The organism is Rhizobacter sp. (assembly GCA_021153565.1).
GTDB lineage: Bacteria > Pseudomonadota > Gammaproteobacteria > Burkholderiales > Burkholderiaceae_C > Albitalea.
Genome location: JAJKJU010000355.1, coordinates 1 through 16,883, shown reverse-complemented (window position 1 = coordinate 16,883; position 16,883 = coordinate 1). Strand labels below are relative to the sequence as shown.

Sequence of the window (16,883 nt, the reverse complement as noted above, 5' to 3'; positions counted from 1 at the left end):
CTTTAGCCTACCGGCCGCGGCGGTCACGCCGTGCCGTCAGTGCAGACCCGGGTGCCGCGTCCGCCAGGCTAAAGACTCTCTGCATTATCAGCAATTGGAGGGCCCCAGATGGGCGGGGGAGGGCGGTTTGGCACGGAGATTCAGGGGGGCTTTTGCCAGGGGGCTATAGGCCAGGCAGCCCCCACCCCCACCGCTGATCGGGTGGGGGGTCCGCGGGTCGATGAGGCATCTCGCCATCGGCGATGGCAGTTATTGCCATAATATGCCATTCCTGGCATCCTCAGGCGGCATCCAGGAGTCATTGTGCAAAGCATGAATATTTCACTGCCCGACCCGCTGAAGCAGTTCGTGGATGGTCAGGTCTCGACCGGACGCTACAGCAGTGCCAGCGAATACGTCCGCGAGTTGATCCGCGCCGATGAGAAGCGCAAGGCCGAAGAGCAGCTGGAGGCAAAGTTGCTGGAAGGGCTGTCCGACACCGAGACGGCATTGACCCCGGCGGACTGGAGCCTCATCCGCAAAGATGCCCTGGCAAAGATTGAAGCGCGAAAGCAAAGGCGTTGATGCCGCAGGTCACCCAGCGTGAGGCGGCGCGGCGCGATCTGGTCGAGCACTTCGTCTACCTGGCGGAAAACGCCGGACTGGACGTGGCCGAACGCTTCCTCACCAACGCCGAAGCCAGCTTCAACGATCTGGTACAACAGCCCAGGATGGGCGCACCGCTGAATCTGAAGCACCCTGTCCTGGTGAACATCCGCAAGTGGCGGGTCAAGGGCTTCGAGAATCACCTGGTGTTCTACGAGCCGCGTCCCGATGGCGCCTCCATCGTGCGCGTCCTCCACGCGGCCAGCAATTGGTGGCAACTGCTGGGCTTTGAGGACTGACGGCAATGTCACGTTATTTTGACGGTGAACGCGAACTTGCGTAGAACTCAATGTGGCATGGACCTCCTTGCGCCGACCGACTCGGTGGCGGACCGGGTGACCGGCGTGGTGTTTGTGGCTTTCACGCGCAAGGTTCGATGCGGCGCGACATCTACTTCGACATTTGGTACCAGGGGGGTCAGAACCCCGGCTCAGCAGTGATTCAGACACCCCCTGTCCGGGGGGATCGGAAACCGGATGTATTCACTGAGAATGCCCACTCTCAATTGAGGGGTGAAGGGATGCTGGAAATCAAGGCGACACGTCTTGCGTGTCTGTGCGCGCTCGCGGCCGCGGGAATGTTGCAGGTGGTCCACGCGGCCGATCCGGCCGCCTTCTCGCCTGCGGTTGCGAGAAGCGCGGTGTCCGGCGCGGCCGAGTCCATTCGACTCGAAGAATTTTTCCTGCTTGCACTGTCACCGTCTGAAGCCGTGGCGATGCTTCAGCGGCCTGACCGCAGGCTTGTCACCTTGCGCGTCGGTACCACGCTGACGCCTGCGCGCGCACGCCTCGTCCAGGTCCTAGGCGACAGGCTCCGCTTCGACACAGTGGAGGGCGACGGGGTGCTCGGCACCGCCTGGATGATCCGTTCGTCGAATCCGGAGCAGCTTCCGCAGGTCCAACGCGCGAATGGCATCCGGTCACCCGTGCCCACAGCCGTCTCAACGTTCACGACCACCGTGAAAGCGTCGTCGTCGTCCGCGGACTCCCAGAAAAAATAACCGCAGACAGGATTCGAATGGTCAGGGCTCGTTGGTTCGGAGCGGGTGGTCTGCTGCGCGCGTTTCTCGCGCATGTCTGTCTTTCCGGGTTGTTGATGGCCACGGTGGCGCATGCCGATGCGCCGCCTGCGACGGTGTTCCCGTCGACCGACGGCTTCACAGCCACGCTGAAGGCGACGCGCAACAACGTGGCCGTCGTCGAACTGACGGGCGATTATTCGCGCGACTTGAAAGGCGATTTCAACGTCGAGCCGCACACGGTCGTCGCCAATGAGTTCTACAAGCACTTCGCGGACCGCTACGACTTTCTCGTGGTGTTTTCGAACTTCGAGTTCACGACGGGCGACGCGAGGGCGTTCTACGCCAGCGCGCGCAGTGACATCGACGGCATCGGTGAGTGTCATTTCGACAACTCGACCTACGACGGCAGTCAGGGCGTACTGCGGGGCTACTTCGACATGGCCGCGCTGTCCCGCTATCAGGTGGTTCCGACTGACCCCCGGTTCGAGGATGTCATGCGGGTGCTCTCGTACGAGATGCGACACCGCTGGGCCGCCCGAGTGAGGTTCATCGGCACGGAGGGCCAGCCGAGTGGTGCGCTGATCGGCAAGGATGGCGTGCACTGGTCGTTCCTGCTCGACACCGGCGGTTCCGTCGACTGCGGCAACCGGTGGAAGGACAACGGCCACGGAACCTTCACCTCGTTGCCCGGCCGCCTGTTCTTCAGCCCACTCGATCTGTACCAGGTTGGGATGCTAAAGAAGGAGGAGGTGCCGCCGTTCTTCTACATCGACAACGCCACGATCAATCCCGCCCGTTTTTCCGAGTCGGGCGTCGCCATTTCCACGATCCGTCGTGACGTCACGATCGATCAAATCGTCGCGGCCGAGGGGTCACGCGTGCCCAGCGCGGACAACGCGCAGAAGCAGTTTCGACTCGGTTTCGTGCTGCTGACCCGGCTGGGTGTCACGGAAATCGACAGCGACATCAACAGCGTGAAAGCCGTGCGCGAGGTGTTCGAGACGCGGTTGACGACCCTCTCCGCCGGCCGATCGCTTGCGCATGCGTACCTCGAAGCCAAGCCGCTCGTGGACACCGAAAACAACCGCGCCGAGATCGAGATCGACACAACCGAGGTGGCGTTGGCCTCTCGGGCTGGAGGGCTGCGCCATGAGTCATGACACGGCGCTCGAGTTGATCTCCGAGTTGTTCAAGCTTGCTTTGTTGCTCAGTGCTCCTCTCCTGCTGGTCATTCTGCTTGTCGGCCTGGGTGTCAGTTTGCTGCAGGTCGTCACCCAGGTCCAAGACCCCTCTATTGCCTTCGTGCCGAAGCTGATCATGTTCGTGATTGCGCTGGTCTTACTCGCACCGTGGATGTTGTCGCGGCTGACCTCCTATGCCACTTCCTTGCTGGCCCGACTTGCCCAGATTTCGTGATAAGCGACTCTGAGCTCATCGGCAATGCCGCGACGTCCATGCTCACTGCTGGGCCCGAGGGGCTGAGTGCATGGCTGGTGGGGGTGCTGCTGTTCTCGGTCCGCTTGATTGTCGCCATGGCGCTTTCGCCGGCGTTGAGTTCGTACGGCCTTCCCATGGTGGTGCGTGTCGTTCTCGTCTTTGTGCTGGCCGCGCTCGTGCAGTCTGCGCCGAACGTCTCGCCTCACGCCATTCCCGGATCGCCCGAGTCGTTCTTGCTTGCTGTCGTGGCAGAAGTATTCCTGGGCATGTTGTTGGGCCTGGGTGTGCTGATTGTGTTCGCTGCCTTCGCCATCACCGGTCGGATGCTGGATGTGCAGATCGGATTCGGCATCGGATCCGTCTTCGATCCTGTGATGCGCACCAATCAGAATGTGATGGGTAGCCTGCTGAGTCTGGTCGGCGTGACCTTGTTCTTCGCCACCGATGCCCACCTCGCGCTGGCGGCGATGCTCGCCAGCTCGACGAAGGTCTTCCCGATTGGGCAGTTCCCCGCAATCAACAATCCTTTTCCGCTTCTCTCCGCCTCCGGCAGCATGTTTGCCATGGGGCTCGCACTGGCCGCACCTGTGGCCGTGGCGATGGTGTTGACTGATCTCTTCGTCGGCATCACCTTGCGCAACATGCCCCAGATGAACGTGCTGGTTCTGAGCATTCCCCTCAAGGTGTTAATTGCCTACTTTGTGCTCGCGCTGTCGGTTCGCGCCTGGGCGCCCATGACACACCGCATGTTCAACGTCGTCGGCGATGTGCTGGGAGCTCATTGATGGCAGGTGAGCAGTCGGATCTGGATCGCAACGAAGACGCATCGGCGCACAAGCTGGAGAAGGCGCACGAACGCGGCTCCATCGTCAAGAGTGCGGAGGTCACCTTCGCCGTGATTTTGCTGGCAGCCACCGCCTGCATCTACGGTCTGAGCCATTCCACGTTGCAACAGGCTGGCGATCTCCTCGCCAAGGGCCTGCTGTCCAGCGGACGTGCCTCGATGGGCGCACAGGCGACGACTCACCTGGCTCATAGCCTGGCCAGCCTGGCCTTGCAGCTGGCCGCGCCGTTGCTGTTCGTCATCTGGACGGCTGCTGCGCTCACGGGTGCGCTGCAGGCCAGAGGGGTCCTGACCACCAAACCGCTTCAACCCGACTTCAATCGCCTGAATCCTGTGAAGGGCCTGGAGCGGCTGTTCTCCATCAAGTCGGTGTTCGATCTGCTCCGAAACTCGCTGAAACTGGCCGTGATGGCTGTAGCGACCGTCAGTTGGGGAACTCATCACCTGCAGGATGTGCTGGCGATGCAAGGCATTTCGGCACGTTCGCAGGCGTACCTCATCACCCAGCTGATCGGCGGCGCTTTCGGTCTTGCCGCGGCATTGTTCATCCTGTTTGCAGCCATCGATTGGATGTTCAACCGCTGGGACTTTGCGCGGCAGATGCGCATGTCCAAGCGCGAGATCAAGGACGAGCACAAGGAGCGCGAAGGCGACCCGCGGATCAAGTCGCGGCTGCGTGAGCTAAGGATGGAGTGGCTCAGGCGCGCCCGGTCAGTCAGCAAGGTCAAGAGTGCCGATGTACTGCTGACCAATCCCACGCACTATTCGGTGGCTCTGCAGTATCGGCACGGTGACACGCCGGCTCCCCTCATCATTGCCAAGGGTGCAGGCGAACTTGCCCTGCGCATGCGCGAAGAGGCGCGGCGCCGGCAAGTCCCGATCGTCGAGAACCCGCCGCTGGCGCGGGCACTTTTCAAGGTGCCGGGGGCTGAGCCTCTGGTGCCGGAAGCGCATTTCCAGGATGTCGCGCGCATCCTTCGCTGGGTCTATGCCCGACGCCGGCGGCAACCTTCTCAGGCTTCCGCATGAACGCCATCGCCAAGATGTTCGGCCGCAACACGGATCTCGTCCTCATCGCCCTGGTGATGGGTGTGCTGGTGGTGTTGTTCGCCCCGATCCCCGGCGGGCTGCTGGACTTGTTGATTCTGACGAATTTCTCGTTGGCGTTGCTGGTGCTGTTGCTTACCTTCTATGCGCCGCGGCCAGTCGACTTCTCGACCTTCCCTGCGGTGCTGCTGATCGCGACGCTGTTCCGACTGTCGCTCAACGTGTCGGCGACCCGTCTGATCCTGTCGGAAGGGGATGCCGGACATGTGATCAATGCCGTCGGTGACTATGTCGTGGGTGGCAATTACGTCATCGGCATGATCGTGTTCCTGATCCTTGTGATCGTGCAGTACGTGGTGGTCACCAACGGTGCCCAGCGCGTGTCCGAGGTGGCCGCCAGGTTCACGCTCGACAGCATGCCGGGTCAGCAGATGAGCATCGACGCCGATCTGAACATGGGTTTGATCGATCAGGATGAAGCCAAGCGCCGACGCAAGAACCTGGAGCGCGAAGCGGCCTTCTATGGGGCGATGGACGGTGCCAGCAAGTTCGTCAAGGGGGATGCCATTGCGGGCATCCTGATCATGCTGATCAACATCCTTGGCGGGTTGGTCGTGGGTGTCCTGCAGCGCGGCCTGCCCTGGGGCGAGGCACTCCGGCACTACACCTTGTTGACGATCGGCGACGGCATCGTCACCCAGATTCCGGCGCTGGTGATTTCGGTCGGCACGGGTCTGATCGTCACTCGTTCTTCGTCGGACGGCGAGCTAGGTCGGGAACTGGTGCGGCAGTTGTCCGCATTCCCTCGCACCTTGCTTATCGTCGGTGTCGTCATTCTCGCAGTCGGTCTGCTGCCCGGCATGCCCATGCTGCCGGTGCTCCTGGTAGGCAGCGTGATCGGCATGGCCTATCTGGTTCGGCGCAAGGCGGTTGCGAAGGAAGGCTCGGCCGCGACTGCCGGCAAGGAGGTCGACCAGGATGAGGACCCCTACGTGGTGTACGACCTGGAAGCTGTCGAGGTGGAGATGGGCCCGGCCGTTGCCCTCCATCTGGGTGGCGTGCAAGGGGCGCTGATGACCCGAATCGCCAACTTCCGGAGCCAGTTCGCACAGGAGATGGGGTTCGTCATCCCGAAGGTCCGGTTCCGGGAAGCGAAGGACTCGGATGAATGCGCTTACCGCATTTCCGTCTACGGCGACTTGGTTGCCAGCGGACGCATTCTGGTGGAGCGCACGCTGGCGATTCATCCTTCCGGAGACCTCACGCGTGTTCAGGGCATCGAGACCCGCGAACCGACCTATGGGCTTCCTGCGCTCTGGATCGAGCAAAGCCAGCGTGAAACCGCCCGGCAGGCCAAGTACACGCTCGTCGATCCGACTACCGTGCTCTTCACTCATCTGTCGGCTGTTTTTGCCCATCCCCCGAAATTGCACAATCAGCTCAGGGGAACCTCCTGGATGTCCTTGAGCGCTTGGCTCCAGTACCGGGCGTCGGCGAAAAGCGCGGCCAATGCGTCAATGTCCACCTTGGTCGGTGCGTCGTTGAACTCGAAGGTGCCGAACAGGTTCACGTGCTGCCAGGCCACGGGCGAGATGCCGCGCAGGATCTCGATGGCCTCTTCGTCACTCGCGGCAGCCTTGTGCGCATGCACTTTGGACAGCAGCGTCATGTTGTAGAAAATGATCGCGTTGGCGATCAGCCGCGAGCACTCGTTCCACAGCTGCTGCTCGGCCTCGGTGTTCACGCGGAACTTCCCGCCGTTGACGTAGGCCACCGCCCGCCGGAAGCGGTGGTAGGCCTCGCCGCGGTTGAGTGCCTTCTGCACTGCCTGTCGCAGGTCCACGTCGTCGATGAAGTCCAGGACGTAGAGCGTGCGGCAGATGTTGTCGAGTTCCCACAGCGCCTTCTTCGTCTGGTTTTGCCGTAGGTAGCTGCTGAGCTTGCGCACGATAGTCGCCTGCGTCACGTCCTTCTGCGCGAGCGAGGCCATGATGCGCAGGATGTTGGGCCACTCCTTGACGATCAGATCGTCGTAGATCTTGCGCGAGGGCTTGATCAGCATCTCGCCGTATTCACCCGGGTTCTCGAATCCCACCAGCGTTTGCGTCTTCTTGTGCAGGTCGCGGTAGCGCGGAGCGAATCCATAGCCGAAGACGCGCAGGATCCAGAAGTTCACCTGGTTCGTGCCATGCGTATCGGTGGAATGGCGCACGGGCTTGATGTCGGAGGTGTTGTTGTACAGCAGGTCGAACACGTAGTGGCTCTCGTGCTCGTGCGTGCCGATGATGCGAGCGTTGATCGGCACATGGTTGGCCACCAGCGTGCAGGCGCTGATCCCCTTGTGCAGTCCGAAGTACTTGGGGGCGTAACGAGCGTTGAAGGTGTCGATCTGCGTCTCGAAGCGCTGGCCGTCGCTGCTGGAGTGGAGTTCGTCGCGGATGTCGTAGAGGTGGAACGCGGGCAGCGCCGCGGTGGCGTTGGCGATCACGTCGTTCGCCGCGCGCAGGGTCTCTAGCCGCAGGTAGTTGCGCGCCGTGCCCTGCAGCGACGAAAAACCCATACCCGACACCTCGGCCATTTTTCCAAGGCCCATGTTGGTACCCAGCGCCACCACACAGGCGAGCAGTTCGCGCGCGTCGGGCGCGTGCTTGACATAGCGGTCCAGCACATGCGTAAAGGCACCCAGGAAGCCGGTGCCGCCGGCGACGAACCACAGCAGCTCGGCGATGCCGATGCCGGGCAGCTGGCCGTAGAAGGGGCTGTTGACCGGCTCTTCAGCGGTGGGATAGATCAGCTTCCAGCGCCGCTTGTCGGTGCGGCCGGTGATCTTGATGTGCTGGTTGGTGGCCTCCGTAATGCGCTGGTTCACTTGTGCGAATCGCGTCTCCAGCGCCTCGCGTAGGGTCTGAAGCGTGTCCTCGATGGGCGCGAGCAGCAAGGGAGCACCAATCTCTTGCAGTACCGCTTCGCGCTGGGCCCAGCGCGTGTCGCTGATCAGGTCGTCCTCGAAGCGCCGGAACTCGTTGCTGTCGCGCACGAACACATCGCCCGCCTCCAGGGCGTTGCGCAGCAGCCGGTAGACCAGGAACTCGTAGCGATCGACCACCAGCGTCTTCCCGCCGGCGCGGGCCTTGAGAACCTTGCCCTTGCCTGAAGCCTTGATCGTGTCGGCCTGGGCGAACAGATGGCGGCGCAGGCTCTTGGGGATCACGCCTTGCGGAAACTTTCCCGGCTCGGCCTGGCGCGGTGACTTGCCCTCGCGCAGCAGCCCTTGCAGGAAGCCCACCGCCTCCAGCAGCGGTGCATCCTCGACCCGGCCGGCGAAGTCGAGCTCGTTGAACAGGTGCCGCAGGTTGCACTTGAAGGCGTGCGACAGGGCCGTGTACTGCGACCACTCGTAGGCGGCCTTGTCGAAGGCAACATCGCGCAGGTAGTCGGCGGTGGCGGCGAAGCGCTCGGGCTGAAGCAGCGCGAAGGCCTTCTTCTTGACCTCGGCGAACGGGCGCTTGGCCGGGATGGAGTTGTCGATGAAGAGCCGCAGCACTTCGCCGGCGGCCTTCAGGTTCTCGCCGGCGTCGGTGAGCGCTTTCTGCATGGCGGCCTCGGCCGCTTGTCGGGCTTGTTTCTCGTACTGATCGACCAAGTGGATGAAGGCGTCGATGAGGTTGTCGTTGATCTGCCGAAAACGTTGGAACGCGAAGCACAGCAGGTACAGCCGCGTGGCCGCCTTGGGCATGCGCTGCAGCTTGTAGACGGTGTAGAACTTCACCAGCGATGCGTAGTACTTGCCGCTCTCCGCGGAGAGCCCGGCTGCGACGAGGAAGCTGCGGGCGAATTCGTGCAGCGGCTGGAAGTACTTGCGCCGCTCGACCTCGCACTTGAGTTCCTTGTGGCTGAAGTCCTTGGGCTCATGCTTGAGCGCGCTGATGCGGTACATCTGCTCGTCGGCTTGCAGCAAGGCGTCCAGCGCCTGCTCTATCGGGGGCGTCATCGCCTTTTCGAGCAGACCGGCGACGCGGTTGCGCTCGTGCGTCACCGCGCGGCCGACCATGTCCTGCAGCGTGCTGTACTCGGGCGCGACGATGCGCTCGTTGGCCAGGTGTTGCAGCGCTTCGCGCAGGATGTACAACGGCTGCGTGGACAGCATCGCCGTGCGCCGGGCCTTGTTCTCCAGCGCCTGGCGGGCGTCGCCGTCCCAAGGGCGGTAGCCAACGAGTTCGAGGATGGTCTTCTGGATCGCGGTGCGTGTGTTTCGCGACGGGGGCTTGATCGATGTGGCCGGCCGGTGCGCGAAGTGACGGGCCAGCACGTGGCGCAGGTCATCGACCACTGTCTCAGGCTCGAAGGCAAAGAACTGGCGTTTGGCCTTGAAGTAGCCCAGTTCCAGCACCAGGTCGGCACCCACCGAGGCCGTGCGGAACTCGACGGCCTCGGTCTCGGCCGCACTCAGCTCGAAGTACAACTGCCGGTCGTCTTCAGTGAAGCGGGGCAAGCCGTACATGTCTTCGATTTCTTCGGGGGTGAGGATGACAAGGCGATGCGATTCCGAGGCCGACGACATTCAGGGTTCCAACAGATCAGTGTTCTTTGTTTTGCCGCCCGGATCGCTTTGCGCCACCGGTGCAGGTTTGCTCGTTGGCGGTGTTCAGCAGCCGTCAAGATCACCGCGGCGAAGATGCATGCGGGAGAATGCTACCGGGCGCGATAGGTCCGGTCGAGCGCAATCACGCCAATCCCGGTGGGCATCGTAGTGGATTCAAACTGCATGGAAGAGGCTTTCGTCGCCGCAGAGATTGGAGCCCCATGAGCCACGTCTCCCCCTTGGTGCCTGGCTTGGCCATGAACCGCGCCTTTGTCCAAACGCTGCTGGCCGCCGAGGATCCCAGTGGCGCGCTCGGCATGATCGAGGAGAACCGGCAGGCATTCGGCCTGATCGCACTGAGCCCGCACGAGATCATCCCGGCAGCGGTGTCGAGCCGCGGGTTTGAACTGGGGCACTGCGTGCTCGGCGGCGACAACTTCGAGGTCGTGCAATTGACGTTCTAGTTCCGAGGTTTCGCGACCTACCATTTGCTGCTCAATCCGAACACCCCGGTCGTACGCAACGTACTCGGACACATGCTCGACAGCGGAAACTACTTCATCTTCGTGCTCGGTACCGATGGCGACGTGCAGGTCTTCGGCTCCGACGTCGGCGAAGACAGCCTGATTTGGCTGCAGGCCTTTCTCCCGCGGCTGCTCGCGTCGAGAACCACCGCCGAGCAATACCGTAGGGCCGTCGCCGCGTTCAGCCGCAACCCACAGCCGCCGGGCCAGGTGTTGCACTGGATCTGTGGTGACGATGCCAAATACTTGGACCTCTGCGGTGATCGCGTGGAGCTGAGGCCAAGGAGAGCCGCTGCCCGGGGACGGTGACTTGCACAGCGATCCGCGATCGCTCAATGGACCCGACGGGCAGCTGCCGACCCATAGGGGCTGCCACTCTCGATTGCAGTCGCCGTACAAAGGCAATGAACTTCAGCTTGGCGCGCAGTTGTTCTTGACGCCGCACCGCAGTGATGAACCCATTGCGCTCCAAGGCGGCATGCTGGACAGAGGGGCGCCCTGTCCTATGCGAGCGGGAAAAAGCAACCCCCATCAGGGGGCGAAAACTCCGATGCCCAGGACAGCGCGGCTGCCTACATTGACCGGCAGTCGCGAAGTGATCTCCCATGGCGAGACGCCGCGCGACGAAACCCTGTCAGGCGTGCCGATCAATGTGCCGAACAGATTCTGGCAACGAATCGCATTGCCAGTCACAGGCAACGATCAAGGAAAATTGTCATGGCCACCAGCGGCCCCTCTTTCAACAACACCCCGCAAGCCGGGGACGCAATGAAGTTGCTGATCGGGCAGCCAGTCGGCACGGATGCGGCATCCGCTGCGAGCCTGGGTGGCATACGCCCGCGGCAGCCCGAATCCGACCAGAGTCTTCTTGTGCTGTGGTCGGGGCCCCGCGACGATGTCTCATCCACCGCCCTGAACGGTGCCGATGGGCATCAATACCGAATCGTCGACGCAGACGACGCCACGAGAGCCGGCATCGAGCACCGGCTTCGAACCTCTCCACCGTGGCTTGTGGTGGCCGGCGCGCACTGGTGCGCGGAGCTTGGGGCCATCGAGCTGCGGCGGCTGCGGGCTGCCGCGGCCGGCGTCCTCTGGATGCTCTGCTGGGAGGCCCCGTCGCCCGATTTCATCGAAGCATTGACCGGCTGCGGCGCCCGTGGCGCCCTGCGACTTGGTGCCGGCACCGAGGCGCTGGTGCGTGCCTTCGATGCGGTGCGGGCGGGCGAAGTCTGGCTTCCAAGGTGCATGACGTCGTGGTTGCTGGCGGCGCTGGCGCCGCCGCCCGACCCGCCTTTGCTTGCGGATCCGCATCCGCTGACTCGGCGCGAAGCCCAGGTGTTCGACCTGCTGACCAAGGGGCTCGGCAATCGCCAGATCGCCGCGCAACTCGGCGTCAGCCAGAACACCGTCAAGAAACACGTAGCCAGCGTGTTCGAAAAGCGCGGCCTGCTGCGCCGTCGCCAGGTGCTGGGTGCATCGCCTAGTGCCGATGCTCGCCGGTGACGGCCGAGGGCAGCGAAGAAGGCGCCGACGCCTGCAGGTTCACGGTTCGCGGTTCACCGCCATCGGGTGACGGCGTCACCACCACCGCTGAGACCGGCACATCGTCTTCCCAGCGCGTGATGAACAGCGCATGCGGCGTCAGCTCGTCTTCGTCGGGCACGAGCCGGTACAGGAAGAAGCTCTGCATGTTGACCTTCCACGTGTCCTCCGGCTCGGGCGAGGCCAGTCGTGCGCGCAACGATGCGAACTCGGGCGAATCTTCGGCGACGTGGCGCAGGCCTTCGTCGGCGGGGGGCAGCGCAGCGGCGGCTTCTTCCGACTTGAGTGCCTTTGTGCCGTCGCAATTCCGGCAGCCGGCCTGAGGCGGCGGCGCCGAGGCTCCGCGTGGCCGCAACCATGACAATCGGCGCTGCCGGCGCGCCGCCCGCTGGCGTGCCTTGGCCTTCTCTGCGCAAGAGCGGCAGCCTTTGGCCCTCTCCGGTCCGCGCGCGACATAGGCCACGGCATGGGCAATAGACCACATCGTGAGGGCCGCGGCCGGTAAAGCGGCGGCGAGCACCAGCGCCGAATCCGCGCCGGCCGTCATCACGAGGGCCAGCACCAGCCAGAAGCCGAGCGCAAGGCTTACAGACAGCCGCATGCAACTGATGCACCGACCGAGCTTCTCGCCCAGCGCGCTCTTCAGCGGTCTAAGTTTGCTGACAACCAATGTCGTGGAGATCATTTTCCATGCGAATTCTGGGCACCACACAGGCTTCATCGCCTTCCAGCGGCCCCCGGATCGCTCCGGAGGCGCTGGTCAGGCAGACGCATCCCATCTGGCTCCCGTCCAGGAAGTGCAGCCGCCGTTCAGGTGCAGAGGTGGCCCTGGCCGAAGGTCGAAGCCCCGCAGCAGGTACCGTCAAGGCCATCGAAGGACAGGTTGAGCAGATCGAGTAACGCGGTTACGTCACCCGCGCTCAAGCCGTAGTTGCCTCCACCGTTGATCGCCGTGAAGACCTGCTGCACGGTTTGCCCGTTCAGCAAGGCGGCCGATCCCGCGGGGAAGGACTGCACCCCGGTGAGGATGGTCACGCCGTCCGCGATGCCGCAGAGCTTGGCGGCGCCGAAGCCGGCGGGATACACATTGCCGGCATTGCAGGCATTCGCGCAGTTGCCGCTGACGGCAATATTGAGACCAAGCGCAAGCAGTTGCTTCTGGAGAGTCGACGGAGAACCCTGCCCGGTCTGAGCAAGATACGCCGCGGCCTGTGTTCCGCTTATGAAGGTAACGCCATTAATCGTGGTGGTACCCAAATTGGCAAACGCACAATCAATTTCAGCGGCGTGCAGAGCATAGTTCTTGAAGTATCCATGGCTCTTGGTGCAGCCGACGAAGCCCGCTGGGAGGCATGCGTTCGTTGTGCTTGTGCAGAGCCCGCTATTTGCGCTACGGCTCAACTTGCTCGTCGCGTGGCCGAACGCCAGGAAGACATAGCACGTACCGCAGACCAGCGGTGTCTCGCAAGTGGATGAATAACCCTGCGGATTGTCGATCGTGAAGCTGCCGGGGTGAACCGTGAGGCAGGCTCCTGCCGCAAGGTTGTAGTTCGTCCCGCTGGCATTGCCCGAGAACGACGCCTTGCACAGCCGTGGGTCATCCGACGCGAACCACGTGTTGTAGACAGTGGTGGTGGTTGTCCCGTCCGGGTTGGTCACGTCATGCTGAGCATATTCGGCGCAAGTCATCCACTGAATGGAGAAGCCCGCCGGCAGCCCGGTGCCGCCCGCCGGCGCGCAAACCGTCACGTCGATCGCCGTCGCGCCGTCCGTTCCGTTCGGGACGCAAGTGATCGTCGGCGTGGTGATGGGCGGTTTGGCCGCCAGCGGCTGCATCCGCCCGTCCGCCGTCGTGGCGTCATCCCCACCCCCGCCGCACGCCGTCAAAACCGTGCCACCCACCGCAGCCAGCCCAGCGCTGGCTGCCACCATGCGCAGCAGGCCGCGTCGCTGCAAGTCGGTTGAAGGCGCTTCCGCGCCGGCCTCTGGCTGGGTCTTTCCAAGATCAGACATGTCGTCACCCCTAGTGCGTTGCTTGCCATTGATGTCCGCGTGATCTACGCGGCGGTCTCGACTGAGGTGGCTCCGACAAGCGATCCGCCTGCAGCGACCCCGCTTGCCGGCAAGGCGGCGTGAACGCAAATCTTGGGACCGCAACAATCGCAATAGGAGCTTGATGCCACCTGCCGCGTGTGTCCATGGATCTAATGGGTAGCAACGGGTAGGGACGAGCGCCACATAAGCGCTCGCGAAGCAGGGTTGTTGCCTGTGGGAGTTCTTTGTGCACGTCAGACCCGAGGAGCCTAACGAGGAGACAGCCGCCCCTGGACATGAGGCCCGGAGGCTACTGTTTTCATACAAGAATCTGCCGTGATGGCGATGCACTCGGCAAGGGTTCAGGGCACCCAAAGGCGAGTACTTTTCGGCCTCAGTCTTGATACCGAGCAAGTCGTGCTCACGCGCCAGAGGTAACTTTGGCGGTTGACGTGACCGCCATTCTCTGAATGGACATGCATCGACTTTGCTGATGACCTTGGTTTGATGCCAAGCCGCGGCGCGGAACGTACAGTTCCGCCGCGCTTACGCGCCGCTGCTTGGAGGAACCGCCTGAATGGCTTCCAACTCTCTCCCGGGTCCCTTGTGCGTCATGCAGGCTGACCCTTTCGACAAGGGCACGCTGTGCAGATCTCAATCGCAGCTACCGGGGCCAATCTGCCTGGAGACCGATGGCGCAAGGCGGGATCCAACTGCGCGGGCGTTCCTCTTCGTACCTACCGACGAGGTACTGCCATCCGGGAAGCTCATCCGCAAGGTGATGGTCGCACCCGATTACATGACGTCGGCCACGTTCCGGGTTCGTGCGCAATCCCGAGGTCTTCGGCTTCTCGCCACGTGCGCCCGCCGCTACTGTCTCCATCGGCGAGCATGCCCTTGGCAACAATATCAGTCCCAATCTGTTTGCCAGCATCAAGCGGGGCTGCGCCCCCAATTTCGCAGGCGAGCCGTACTACATCGACATAGCAAAGGCCAAGGCGGCCGGCGTGCGCCTCTACACAACCGAAGAGATCATCGCGGACTTGCAGCGCCTCGCGCATGAACGGCCTGATCAGTACACCCCGACGGGTGAGCAGCTTCATCGTGCGGGTGATGATCCTGTGCAACACCGCATGCAGCGCCTCATCGGTCGGCGCGGGCACTTCGGCGAAGACCGGGCGCCGTCGGCACCCCTTCGGTACACGCCGTCCAGCACCGGCAGTGCAGGTGGATGTTCAGGTTGGCGGCCGAACCAAGCGCTGGATCAACGTGACCGCGCCGCTGTCGGCCTCGTCGGCCTTGAGACCGGCCTGCCCGAGCAGGTGGCGCGTGATCACGCGGTGCACGACCTGCAGCACGGGCGTCACCTGCTTGGGGTGTGCGGCCAGCAGCGGGCGCAGCGGGATGGGTAACGACAGCACCCACTGGCGCACCGGCACGTGGGGGATGACGCGGAAGACCAGGTGCGCCGCCGTCTGTGCCATGCGCCGGGCACCGCACGATGGGCAAAGGCCTCGTCGCTTGCAGGAGAGGGCTGCACGCTTGTCATGCCCGCAGTCACCGCAGCTCAGCCGCAGGAAGCCGTGGGGCCAGGATGCCGCACTTGAGGAAGGCGTCGAACTCGTCCTTGACGAACTGCGGCAGATCGGCCCCGGTGGCCGCCTCTGTCTCGGCGATGAAGATCACGGCGTGCTGCTGCACCATGCGGTACAATATGGCCTGCTCGGGGCGGTGGCGCTCGTAGTGAACCGGTGCGCCATCCGGCGCCCGATTGGGCTGCCGGCCGATGGCTTGCGCGCGATGCTCCCGAGGTTGGGACCTCGGACGGTCTCACGTTCCGCACCGCGTCTCAATCACTCCGTGGGCCGCCTACCGGTGGGTGCCTACCTACGTGTGGCCAACTCCTGGTAACCACCTTGCGGTTGCCTCCGGCGCGAGGATGGCGAGATGGCGTGCCAGGAAGCTGCCATTGGCCAGCGGCAGGATTTGGCCGTGAGTTGCCTGTCGCCTGAATCTGAAGCCGTCGTTCACGGCGCTCGCCAGCCGACGCGATGTGCCTGCTCCGTGGCGTCGTGCCGGGCATCATCCTCGGTGTGCAGGTAGATGCTGGTAGTGCTCAGGTTGGCGTGTCCGAGGTTATCGCGTACGACCTTGAGATCGGCGTGCTCGCTCAGGTGGCTGCCGGCCGTGTGCCGCAACCAGTGCGTCGACGCCTGTTCGATGTGCACTGCTGCGGCTTCGAATTCAGGCCCCTGAACACGCAAACGCTGAGCAGTCGCACGCATGACGCTCTTGACGATCTCGTGGATCGCGCTGCGCGCAAGAGACTGCTGCGGCCCGATCACAGGCAACACAAGTGGTGTGTCTTCACCGTCCTTGGGCAGCGGGCTCAGGCGCAGCCCTCGACGATAGCGGATCAATTCGGCCAGCAGTTCCGCCGTCACTGGCACCAACCGCAGCTTGCTGCCTTTGCCGGTGACCTCAAGCCACCAGCGCTCGGCGCCGCTGGCTCCTCGGCGCACAAAGAATCCGGACATCTTGGCCGCGCAGATCTCCGAGGCGCGCAGCGCACCGATGTACAGCAGCGAGAACAGCCAGCGTGCCCGCGCCGCATGCGCCGCTTCGCGCTGCGTTGCTGTCGGCATCGCTTCGATCGTCGCCTTGACCGCCTCCCAGTGCTCCATCGGCAGGAACCGCGTCACGCGTGGCGCGACCGCGCGTCGTGGTCGCCGGCTCAATGCCAACGGGTTGCCGGCGAGGTAGCCCGCCTCGACAAGCCACGAGAACATCGCGTTGAGGATCGACATAGCCTGGCGCTGACTGGCCGGGCTCAGTGGCCCGGCAAAGGGCCTCCACAGCGGCGACGAGCGCGACGGCTTCTGGCCCGGCTCCATGACCCATCGCTGCACAGGCTGCGGATCGGCAAGAAAACGCTGGTAGACCAGCAGATCTTCGTGCGTCAGGTCCGACAGCGCCGCCCGACGCTCTAGCACGCACCACAGCATCAAACGTTCGGCCTCCTTGCGGTAGCTGGCCAAAGTCGCCGGCGAGTCAACGTAGCGTGCGAGCCAGGCCAGCACCGCCGAGCGATCGTCAGTTGCGCCGATCTGCGCCTTGCCGGACGAGCGATTGCGCCCGGCCGCGCCGCTCAAGTCGGCGGATACGGGCATCTGGTCGAGCGGCAGGAGGGCTGACACGGTGAGCGTG

General features: G+C 63.5%; 16 protein-coding genes and 2 pseudogenes. 12 read left to right on the top strand and 6 right to left on the bottom strand.

Annotated features, from left to right (window positions below):
- Positions 1 to 312: 312 nt before the first annotated feature.
- The 8 genes and pseudogenes from AC30NL_RS21955 to AC30NL_RS21920 form a co-directional block, all read left to right on the top strand.
- Positions 313 to 564, top strand: a complete 252-nt coding sequence (locus AC30NL_RS21955; RefSeq protein WP_489466108.1) for a type II toxin-antitoxin system ParD family antitoxin — start codon at positions 313 to 315, stop codon at positions 562 to 564.
- Positions 564 to 884 carry a type II toxin-antitoxin system RelE/ParE family toxin gene (locus AC30NL_RS21950; protein WP_489466107.1) on the top strand — a complete coding sequence of 107 codons (321 nt, stop codon included), beginning with the start codon at positions 564 to 566 and terminating at the stop codon, positions 882 to 884. Before AC30NL_RS21955 ends, AC30NL_RS21950 begins: the two co-directional genes overlap by 1 nt.
- A 281-nt stretch (positions 885 to 1,165) precedes the next feature.
- Positions 1,166 to 1,645 carry a hypothetical protein gene (locus tag AC30NL_RS21945; protein WP_489466106.1) on the top strand — a complete coding sequence of 160 codons (480 nt, stop codon included), beginning with the start codon at positions 1,166 to 1,168 and terminating at the stop codon, positions 1,643 to 1,645.
- A 17-nt stretch (positions 1,646 to 1,662) separates the two neighbouring features.
- The gene (locus tag AC30NL_RS21940) at positions 1,663 to 2,826 is read left to right on the top strand and encodes a hypothetical protein (protein ID WP_489466105.1); all 1,164 of its coding nucleotides are present in this window, start codon (positions 1,663 to 1,665) and stop codon (positions 2,824 to 2,826) included.
- The gene (locus tag AC30NL_RS21935) at positions 2,816 to 3,082 is read left to right on the top strand and encodes a flagellar biosynthetic protein FliQ (protein ID WP_489466104.1); all 267 of its coding nucleotides are present in this window, start codon (positions 2,816 to 2,818) and stop codon (positions 3,080 to 3,082) included. Before AC30NL_RS21940 ends, AC30NL_RS21935 begins: the two co-directional genes overlap by 11 nt.
- A gap of 38 nt (positions 3,083 to 3,120) precedes the next feature.
- The gene (locus AC30NL_RS21930; RefSeq protein WP_489466103.1) at positions 3,121 to 3,888 is read left to right on the top strand and encodes a flagellar biosynthetic protein FliR; all 768 of its coding nucleotides are present in this window, start codon (positions 3,121 to 3,123) and stop codon (positions 3,886 to 3,888) included.
- Entirely contained in the window at positions 3,888 to 4,976 is a 1,089-nt protein-coding gene (locus AC30NL_RS21925; protein ID WP_489466102.1) for an EscU/YscU/HrcU family type III secretion system export apparatus switch protein, read from the top strand. Before AC30NL_RS21930 ends, AC30NL_RS21925 begins: the two co-directional genes overlap by 1 nt.
- A pseudogene (locus AC30NL_RS21920) lies at positions 4,973 to 6,349 on the top strand (FHIPEP family type III secretion protein); the annotation flags it as partial. The gene AC30NL_RS21925 and the pseudogene AC30NL_RS21920, both read left to right, overlap by 4 nt.
- A gap of 80 nt (positions 6,350 to 6,429) precedes the next feature.
- Here AC30NL_RS21920 and AC30NL_RS21915 read toward each other — a convergent pair.
- A complete protein-coding gene (locus AC30NL_RS21915; RefSeq protein ID WP_489466101.1) occupies positions 6,430 to 9,555 on the bottom strand; it encodes a Tn3 family transposase in 3,126 nt (1,041 codons plus the stop codon).
- 278 nt (positions 9,556 to 9,833) lie between these two features.
- Here AC30NL_RS21915 and AC30NL_RS21910 point away from each other — a divergent pair, with 278 nt between their 5' ends.
- The 3 genes from AC30NL_RS21910 to AC30NL_RS21900 all read left to right on the top strand — a co-directional run bounded on the left by AC30NL_RS21910 (position 9,834) and on the right by AC30NL_RS21900 (position 11,603).
- Positions 9,834 to 10,040, top strand: a complete 207-nt coding sequence (locus tag AC30NL_RS21910) for a hypothetical protein (protein ID WP_489466100.1) — start codon at positions 9,834 to 9,836, stop codon at positions 10,038 to 10,040.
- Positions 10,041 to 10,112: 72 nt separating this feature from the next.
- Entirely contained in the window at positions 10,113 to 10,409 is a 297-nt protein-coding gene (locus AC30NL_RS21905; protein ID WP_489466099.1) for a hypothetical protein, read from the top strand.
- Positions 10,410 to 10,817: 408 nt separating this feature from the next.
- Positions 10,818 to 11,603, top strand: coding sequence for a helix-turn-helix transcriptional regulator (locus tag AC30NL_RS21900; RefSeq protein WP_489466098.1), 786 nt, complete (start codon positions 10,818 to 10,820; stop codon positions 11,601 to 11,603).
- Here the strand turns inward: AC30NL_RS21900 and AC30NL_RS21895 are convergent.
- Positions 11,581 to 12,327 carry a DUF3624 family protein gene (locus AC30NL_RS21895; protein ID WP_489466097.1) on the bottom strand — a complete coding sequence of 249 codons (747 nt, stop codon included), beginning with the start codon at positions 12,325 to 12,327 and terminating at the stop codon, positions 11,581 to 11,583. The two genes, AC30NL_RS21900 and AC30NL_RS21895, sit on opposite strands and share 23 nt — an antisense overlap.
- 125 nt (positions 12,328 to 12,452) lie before the next feature.
- Complete coding sequence (locus AC30NL_RS21890) at positions 12,453 to 13,655, bottom strand: hypothetical protein (RefSeq protein WP_489466096.1); 1,203 nt, start codon at positions 13,653 to 13,655, stop codon at positions 12,453 to 12,455.
- An 845-nt stretch (positions 13,656 to 14,500) separates the two neighbouring features.
- On the opposite strand from AC30NL_RS21890, the gene AC30NL_RS21885 reads away from it, so the two are divergent.
- Positions 14,501 to 15,088: a hypothetical protein gene (locus AC30NL_RS21885; protein WP_489466095.1), complete on the top strand. Its 588-nt coding sequence runs from the start codon at positions 14,501 to 14,503 to the stop codon at positions 15,086 to 15,088.
- A gap of 57 nt (positions 15,089 to 15,145) precedes the next feature.
- On the opposite strand, the pseudogene AC30NL_RS21880 reads toward AC30NL_RS21885, so the two are convergent.
- From AC30NL_RS21880 to AC30NL_RS21870, 3 genes and pseudogenes are all read right to left on the bottom strand, one after another.
- Positions 15,146 to 15,247, bottom strand: a pseudogene (locus tag AC30NL_RS21880) (transposase zinc-binding domain-containing protein); the annotation flags it as partial.
- The gene (locus tag AC30NL_RS21875; protein WP_489466094.1) at positions 15,234 to 15,380 is read right to left on the bottom strand and encodes a hypothetical protein; all 147 of its coding nucleotides are present in this window, start codon (positions 15,378 to 15,380) and stop codon (positions 15,234 to 15,236) included. The gene AC30NL_RS21875 and the pseudogene AC30NL_RS21880, both read right to left, overlap by 14 nt.
- A gap of 323 nt (positions 15,381 to 15,703) precedes the next feature.
- Positions 15,704 to 16,846 (bottom strand): tyrosine-type recombinase/integrase, encoded by a 1,143-nt coding sequence (locus AC30NL_RS21870; RefSeq protein ID WP_489466109.1) that lies wholly within the window; start codon positions 16,844 to 16,846, stop codon positions 15,704 to 15,706.
- Positions 16,847 to 16,883: the final 37 nt, after the last annotated feature.